General features: G+C 50.0%; 4 protein-coding genes and 4 pseudogenes. 4 read left to right on the plus strand and 4 right to left on the minus strand.

What is annotated here, in order from left to right; all coding sequences use genetic code 11:
- Window positions 1-292 precede the first annotated feature (292 nt).
- Window positions 293-760, minus strand: coding sequence for a permease (locus JBO43_RS22770; protein WP_202668836.1), 468 nt, complete (start codon window positions 758-760; stop codon window positions 293-295).
- Window positions 761-1,080: 320 nt separating this feature from the next.
- Between JBO43_RS22770 and JBO43_RS23250 the strand changes: the two genes are divergently transcribed.
- The 3 genes and pseudogenes from JBO43_RS23250 to JBO43_RS22785 all read left to right on the plus strand — a co-directional run bounded on the left by JBO43_RS23250 (window position 1,081) and on the right by JBO43_RS22785 (window position 2,916).
- Window positions 1,081-1,506 carry a sigma factor-like helix-turn-helix DNA-binding protein gene (locus JBO43_RS23250; RefSeq protein ID WP_407929820.1) on the plus strand — a complete coding sequence of 142 codons (426 nt, stop codon included), beginning with the start codon at window positions 1,081-1,083 and terminating at the stop codon, window positions 1,504-1,506.
- Window positions 1,507-1,775: 269 nt separating this feature from the next.
- A pseudogene (locus JBO43_RS22780) lies at window positions 1,776-2,672 on the plus strand (permease).
- A gap of 13 nt (window positions 2,673-2,685) precedes the next feature.
- Window positions 2,686-2,916: a thioredoxin family protein gene (locus tag JBO43_RS22785; RefSeq protein ID WP_202668837.1), complete on the plus strand. Its 231-nt coding sequence runs from the start codon at window positions 2,686-2,688 to the stop codon at window positions 2,914-2,916.
- 169 nt (window positions 2,917-3,085) lie between these two features.
- On the opposite strand, the gene JBO43_RS22790 is transcribed toward JBO43_RS22785, so the two are convergent.
- The 3 genes and pseudogenes from JBO43_RS22790 to JBO43_RS22800 all read right to left on the minus strand — a co-directional run bounded on the left by JBO43_RS22790 (window position 3,086) and on the right by JBO43_RS22800 (window position 5,148).
- Window positions 3,086-3,289: a hypothetical protein gene (locus JBO43_RS22790; protein ID WP_202668838.1), complete on the minus strand. Its 204-nt coding sequence runs from the start codon at window positions 3,287-3,289 to the stop codon at window positions 3,086-3,088.
- 79 nt (window positions 3,290-3,368) lie between these two features.
- Window positions 3,369-4,201 (minus strand): annotated as a pseudogene (locus JBO43_RS23145) (universal stress protein).
- 17 nt (window positions 4,202-4,218) lie between these two features.
- Window positions 4,219-5,148 (minus strand): annotated as a pseudogene (locus JBO43_RS22800) (SulP family inorganic anion transporter).
- A gap of 74 nt (window positions 5,149-5,222) precedes the next feature.
- On the opposite strand from JBO43_RS22800, the pseudogene JBO43_RS22805 reads away from it, so the two are divergent.
- Window positions 5,223-6,759, plus strand: a pseudogene (locus JBO43_RS22805) (IS3 family transposase).
- The last annotated feature ends 484 nt before the right edge of the window (window positions 6,760-7,243 follow it).

Raw genomic sequence — 7,243 nt, forward strand, 5'->3', positions numbered from 1 at the left:
TACAGACATAGTATCCTCCCATCGCTAGTTCACTTTGAGTGTAGGATGCTTTGCAGTATTACTCGAAAAATTTTTGAGGGATCAAATGTGGGGGTTATCTCAGAGAGAAAAAGTGTGGGGGTGCCAGGTATCACGCCATAAGCCGATGTAACGACGGGGTAAGGCATCAGCCTCAGATTGCGGTTTACAACAATTTTCCGGTACAGCACTCATCATATCAGTCTGACGGGAACGGTTCTCGGGCAGGTGTTCACCACAGCAGGGACTTTTACTGCTCACATTACTGCTGCGTTTAATCGCCTGGCAGGAAGCCCCCCTCATGTACCTCGCTGCGTATGTATTTATCAAACCCCAGAATCTGCAGTAACCATCCCGCGATAAGTGATACCAGAAGCGCGGCGCCGGCATAAATCAGCGTCAGGCTTAACCCAAATGTCGCAGCCATCAGGGCAATAATGACCGGATTCAGTAGAGGAGATGCAAAGAGAAATACCATCATCGGGCCAAATCCGGCGCGGGCGCGAATGAGTCCCTTCAGCACAGGAATGGTTGAGCAACTGCAAAACGGCGTGATAGCCCCCAGGCCCGCCGCCAGAAAATAGCTTCTGAAGTGGCCGGCACTGAGTAATGCCTCGATACGTGCCGGCGGAATATGCATTTGCAGTACACCAACCAGTAAACTGATGAGTAGAAATAAAGCCGACAGTTCGACGGCGAGTAGGGCAAGCATGCCGGCGACATCCTGCAGTTCTGCGGACATATAACCCCCCTGTATTTCCGGATGTATCGAATGTTAAGGAAGGGTAATACAAGCAACCATGACTGAAAACTATATATCTGGAAATATGGAAATATAAAACAGGAAAAAAGAGGGGGGGCACTGGTATACCGCCTGTGATCTTGACGCCGGAACAAAGTGCAGTGTCCGGCTTGCCGGGCATTTGAAAGACATATATCACGCCCCCGGACCATCAGGGGACAGGTTTGCCCCTGACGGATACGTTTCGACTGGCAGGACAGTCTGACCATTACACCGTTGTTACTGGTAGCCGTATCGCCTGTTAAGGTACCGATGATCTGATACAGGATACCTTCCTCGGTGCAGTACGGCAACAGCGGAAATTCTGTGCCATCGTGAATACCAGAGCCTGGCTGTTTGAAGTTGCCCGCCATCTTGTCATTGATAAAAATCGCCGACGTCCCGCATCTCAGCCCCTCCATGAGGGGATATGCATACCGGATAACGCCACAGAAACAGTCGACTCACTCGCCGAATGTCTGTCCCGAATACTGGATAAAATGACAGAAGCGGACCGGACTATACTTACATTCTTCGATCTAGAAGGAATAAAACAGGCTGATTTTGCCGACCGAAACGGCCTCACGCTTGCTGCAACCAAATCGCGATTATTACGGGCGATGGCAAGATTGCATCAGAAACTATCCAGTGAATGCCAGGTCAGACTGGACGAGTCCGGTCTGGTATGTTGTTTTACTCCCCGGTGAAGACCGCAGGACATACAGGGAACCTGTTTCTGCGGCATTTCATCCCTTGATTGCAGTGGTGGTAATGACGTTATCAGAACAGATAATGTGGCAAGCAACTTCTCAGGTAAATCCTTCCCGGTAAATCGTAAAAATAAGCATCCTTTTCTGTCAAACAGCGTATTCTGTGGAAACAATCATCGTGAGGCCTGTCCGTTATGTTCCAGATTTTCGCTGATTTTGCCACCTAGCTGGTCTATGAAAGGCTTAGTCTCAGTCCTTCAACCAAACTGGGGGATGCTCTTCATTTTTTTGTTGAAGACGTGAGCAAGATTTTCATTCTGTTGCTGGTCTTAATCTACTTCGTGGCTATATTACGGGCCTCGCTGGATGTCGGTAGGGTCAGAGATTATCTCGCCGTTAAGCACCGGGGGACAGGATATTTTCTGGGCTCCTGCTTTGGTTCCATTACGCCGTTCTGCTCCTGCTCGAGTATCCCTGTATTTCTGGGATTTACATCAGCGGGTATACCGCTCGGGATTACCATGGCCTTTCTTATCACTTCCCCGCTGATCAATGAAGTCGCAGTCCTGCTTCTGGTCAGCCTGCTCGGATGGAAATTCACAGTTGTTTATATTGTTGTCGGAATGGCTGTTGGTATAGCTGGCGGGGCTTTTCTTGATCATATTAAGGGCGAACGATGGTTAGCCGACTTTGCTGCTGACGCCCTCAGGGAAGGGCAGCAACATCCGACTGATGTTATCCGCCCCCCCACCGGGACATAGCACATGTCTCTCTCAAGGCGACATGCCTTTGCTAAAGATGAAACGCTCACCATTTTTAAAGGAGTCTGGTTCTGGGTCATTCTCGGGGTCGGGCTTGGCGCGGCACTCCATGGATTTGTGCCGGACGGACGGATCGCCGGTCAGTGGTGGACCGTTCCGGTAGCTGTACTGGCTGGCATTCCACTCTATTCCAATGCGACCGGTGTCATCCCCGTGATGGAAAGCCTGATAACCAACGGCATTCCAGTGGGTACAGCACTGGCTTTTTGCATGATCCCTGAGTTCGTTCTGCTCAAACAAGTAATGAAGTGGCAATTACTTTGTATCCTGCTGATGATGTTGCTGGCCGCGTTCACACTGGTTGGCTGGGTCTTTAACGTGGTATTCCCACTGGTTTCCTGAAGAGGTTGATAAAATGAAGCATGTAAAAGTCCTGGGTACAGGGTGTTCAGGTTGCAAAACAACCATCCGGCTTATCCGGCAGGTCGCTCATGAGCGTGGCGTCGCTGTTCAACTTGAAAAAGTGGAGTCATTACCTGAAATAATGAAATACAAAGTGATGTCGACACCGGCTGTCGTCATTGATGACATTGTTGTACATGCCGGAGGAATACCGTCAAGAGACATGATCGAAAGCTGGCTCTAATCTACCCTGCAGAGGGCATCAGTGAGAGGTGTAAAGGTCTGGCCCGGAGATGATGACTTCACCTCCGGGCGCTCTCCAGCGCAGGTAACATACAGACGCTGATTCTTCACTTTTCAGGGCCTGCTAAGGATAGTGTTTTACTCTCCGGATACGGAGACGATTGAACAATTTATTCGTTCGCATTCTGTGGTTTCGCTTCAAGCTCAAGGATCCGGAGGCACATCTGCTCAATAAGCTCAGAGGTAATCGTTTTTTTAAAACGAGCAATGACTTCAGCATCCGTGTCATCCATATATTTTAAGGGCTTCTCAAATGCCATAGTGGCAAGCCTGGCTAGTACAAGAATCTCATCAATCATAAGGGCTTTCTGCATATTTCCACCTTTTATTGCAGATTCATGGGGGAATGCCAGTCTAGCACCAGGGCTCCCGGAGTTTCCTCCGGGAACTGAGTTATCTGAGCATTAACAGGGGAACACGCGTCTGTTCGAGCATCGCAGTGGTGTTACTGCCGATAAAAAAACGTCGCAGGGAAGAGTGGCCATATGCCCCCATCACAATCAGATCCATATCGTTGTCCGAGGCATACTGGCAGAGCGCCTCCGTGACCGAGCGTACTTCCGCTAACCGGGATATCGCACTGATGCCAGCGCTCTGCAGACTACGCTTCGCCTCTTCGAGGGTATGAGCATCCCCGTTAACCATCACGATAGACACTCCATGCCCTGCAGCAGAGGGGTGAGCGTCAGTCGACGGAGGTTTCTCCGGCTTTCCTCACTGCCATCAAACGCAAACATGACTCTGGAAGGGACAGAAAAAGCTTCAGGTACAATCATTATCGGCTTCTTCTGCAGCCGGATAATGCTCTCCAGATTGCTGCCAACCGGGTCCTGTGCTACCGGGCGGCCGAGCACCATCAGACGAATACCCTTCAGGTCAGCCAGGATGATATCCAGTGCGCCATACTTCTGAAACTGCTGAACATCCGGGATACCAGTCTGACTGAGCAGTTCTGCGCATCCGGCAAGAATGGCGCGTCCCTGCGTCATCAACAGGCGGTTACGCTCCCCCTCCCCCTCTATCCGGACAAGCTCCTGCGTCACTTGCTCCAGGCTTTCAATACCGATAGCCCCCGTCAGGTCAGAAACTGCCGGTTGCTCATTTTTCTCAAGCACATGCAGCAGGGCAAGAGGAACGTCAAGCTTCCCTGCAACTCAGGCAGCATACTCACACACCGCGCGTGTTGATGACGATCCATCCACGCAGGCGATAACGGTGTTGTCCATAGCATTAATTTCTGACATTAATGACCTCCCATCAGTTTTTCGACTTCTTCGGGTTTATCGTGAACACCAAAGCGATCAACGATTGTACGGGTTGCTTCGTTCATCCCTCGGATCTCAACGTCTGTTCCTTCTCTGCGGAATTTAATAACCACCTTATCCAGAGCGCTGACTGACGTAATGTCCCAGAAATTAGCATGCGTAACATCAATGACAACTTTCTCTACGGCTTCGCGAAAATCAAAATACGCAATAAAGCGGTCGGCGGAGGCAAAGAACACCTGCCCGGTGACCTTGTAGCTCCGGGTTTCTTCCCTGAGTTCTGAAGAGACAGCCAGAAAACGTGCCACTTTAGTGGCAAAATTCAGGGAAGCGATCAGCACACCGGTGAGTACCCCGAATGCCAGATTATGAGAGGCCACAACCACCACGACCGTTGCCAGCATCACCACGCTGGTAGAAATCGGATGGCTTTTAAGATCCACAACTGAACGCCATGAAAAGGTACCAATCGAAACCATGATCATCACGGCGACCAAGGCGGCCATAGGGATTTGCGAGACCAGGTCCCTGAGGAAGACCACCATACACAGCAGGACCACACCGGCATTGAGGGTGGACAGACGCCCCCGGCCGCCGGATTTGACGTTGATAACGGACTGACCAATCATTGCACAGCCCGCCATCCCCCCGATAAAGGAGGTGCAGATATTGGCGATGCCCTAAGCCTTGCATTCCCGGTTTTTATCACTGGGGGAATCCGTCATATCGTCCACAATCGTGGCCGTCATCCTTGATTCCAGTAGCCCTACAACGGCGAGACCTGCGGAGTAAGGGAGAATGATCAGGAGCGTATCAAGATTCAGCGGGATGTCGGGCACCAGGAAGACCGGCAGGCTGTCAGGCAGTTTCCCCATATCCTGCATATTCGCACGGTGATCGATCGCCAATTCGCACCGTAGTCGATCATGATTTCGCCCCCTGTGTCAGCATAGTTGTCGCCTCAATTTTTAAGGAGATAGCAATGCCAGGACAACCAATACCAATTGAGCTCAAAGAGAAAGGACTGATATGGCTTTTACCACCATACTGCTGGTCACATCGTCAGATAGCCCGTAAGCTGAAGATCAGCGCCTCAGTTGTATCAAAATGGAGATGTGAGTTAGTGGAGCAAGGGCTTTTACCTGAAAATGAAAAGATTACCTCCGTTGACGGTGAAGACTGGACACCGGAACGTCGATTCTCTGTTGTTCTTGAGACAGCTACGCTGTCAGAAATGGAGCTTGCTGATTATTGCCGTCGCATGGGATTGTTTGTTGAACAGGTTAAAGAATGGCGAGCCATTTCAATTCAGGCTCATGAAAAAAACTGACGGAAAATATTCGAACAGACAGGGCATTGCGTGACGCAAAAAATAAGTTACAAGAGCTAGAGAAAGAGCTTCAGCGTAAAGATAAAGCTCTGGCAGAAGCTGCTGCACTTCTGATGCCAAGGGAAAAGTTCAATGCCCTCTGGGACAACAGCGAGGAAGACTGACACCTCTTTCGGAGCGGCAGAAAATCATATCCCTTGTCGGTGATGCGGTCAGTCAGGGGGGATCCAAAACGCGGGCCTGCCAGTGTATTGGCATTTCTATTCGGACGCTTCAGCGCTGGGATGACGGTGAGCATATTAAGGCCGACAGAAGGCCTGATACAACAAACCGATCCACTCGGAATAAGCTGTCGGAAGCAGAGAGACAACAAATTCTTGAATTATGCAATTCACCAGAATTTTCATCTTTGCCGCCAAATGTAATTGTTCCGACGCTGGCTGATAAAGGTATTTATATTGCTTCTGAATCAACCTTCTATCGTGTGTTGAGAGACGCTAACAAGTTGACCAGAAGATCACTCGAAAGCCGGTATACGCGGCCTGACGCACTGAAAGCAACAGGACCCAATCAGGTCTGGAGCTGGGACATTAGTTATCTGGCCTCCAGGGTCAGAGGACAACATTTTTATCTCTATATGATCGTCGATATTTACAGCCGTAAAATCATCGCTGCAGAAGTCTTTGCCAGTGAATCCGGCAAGCATGCGGCAGAATTGCTGCAAAGAGCGATATGGCGTGAAAAATGTTCATCCCAAAATCTGGTGCTTCATTCCGATAACGGAGGCCCGATGAGAAGTTATACGATGCTCGCAAAAATGTATGCACTCGGTGTAATCAGTTCATATTCTCGCCCCCGGGTCAGCAATGATAACCCTTACTCTGAATCGCTGTTCCGGACGCTAAAATATTGCCCATGGTGGCCTGAAAATGGCTTTCAGGCTATCGATGATGCCCGTGCATGGGTAACTCGCTTTGTTGGTTGGTATAACCTGGAACACAAGCACAGCGGCATTAAATATGTCACACCGGATGAACGCCACCGTGGTGCCGATGCCGGGATACTTTCGGCCAGGAAAGTGGTCTACCTACTAGCCCGCCAACAACATCCGGAACGCTGGGGTAAAGAAATTCGCAACTGGAGTCCTATATATGAGGTATACCTGAACCCCGAAAAAGAAGCGGCATAACGTAATTTTATTACAAAAAGCGACAACTACCTTGAAAAACGCCGCGAATCGCTGATCGACGTTCCACGCGAAAACATGATCGATCAGAGCGGAATACGCAACATGGTGCAAAAACTGACTCCCGACGTGTAAGAAAATACAGAGTATGTTGCCGTAAAGGCAGGATGCTCAGGAATAAGAAGCGAGGTATAGCAGGCACAGACTTTCAAAGCAAAGATCTGGACTGCGAATGTGAATTTTATGAAATCACCACTGAAAGTCACCTTCTCCGCAAGCTAAGTGCTGGGAAGCGTTCCGATACCCGTTTTGATGAGATGCGCCCCCTGTGCTCGTATGATGTCTATCACCTGTATTTTTGAGGGTCTTCCCCGATCATGGTGGGAAGGCTCAGAACGCCATATTCAGCTTTCCGTAGTGGAACATCACCCCCAGTTTAAAGCGCTCCCGGTTTCGGTATCCCCTGGCTTTTATCCTCAGCAGCCTG

Origin of the sequence: Lelliottia jeotgali (genome assembly GCF_016771845.1) — a bacterium.
Classification (GTDB): Bacteria; Pseudomonadota; Gammaproteobacteria; order Enterobacterales; family Enterobacteriaceae; genus Enterobacter; species Enterobacter jeotgali.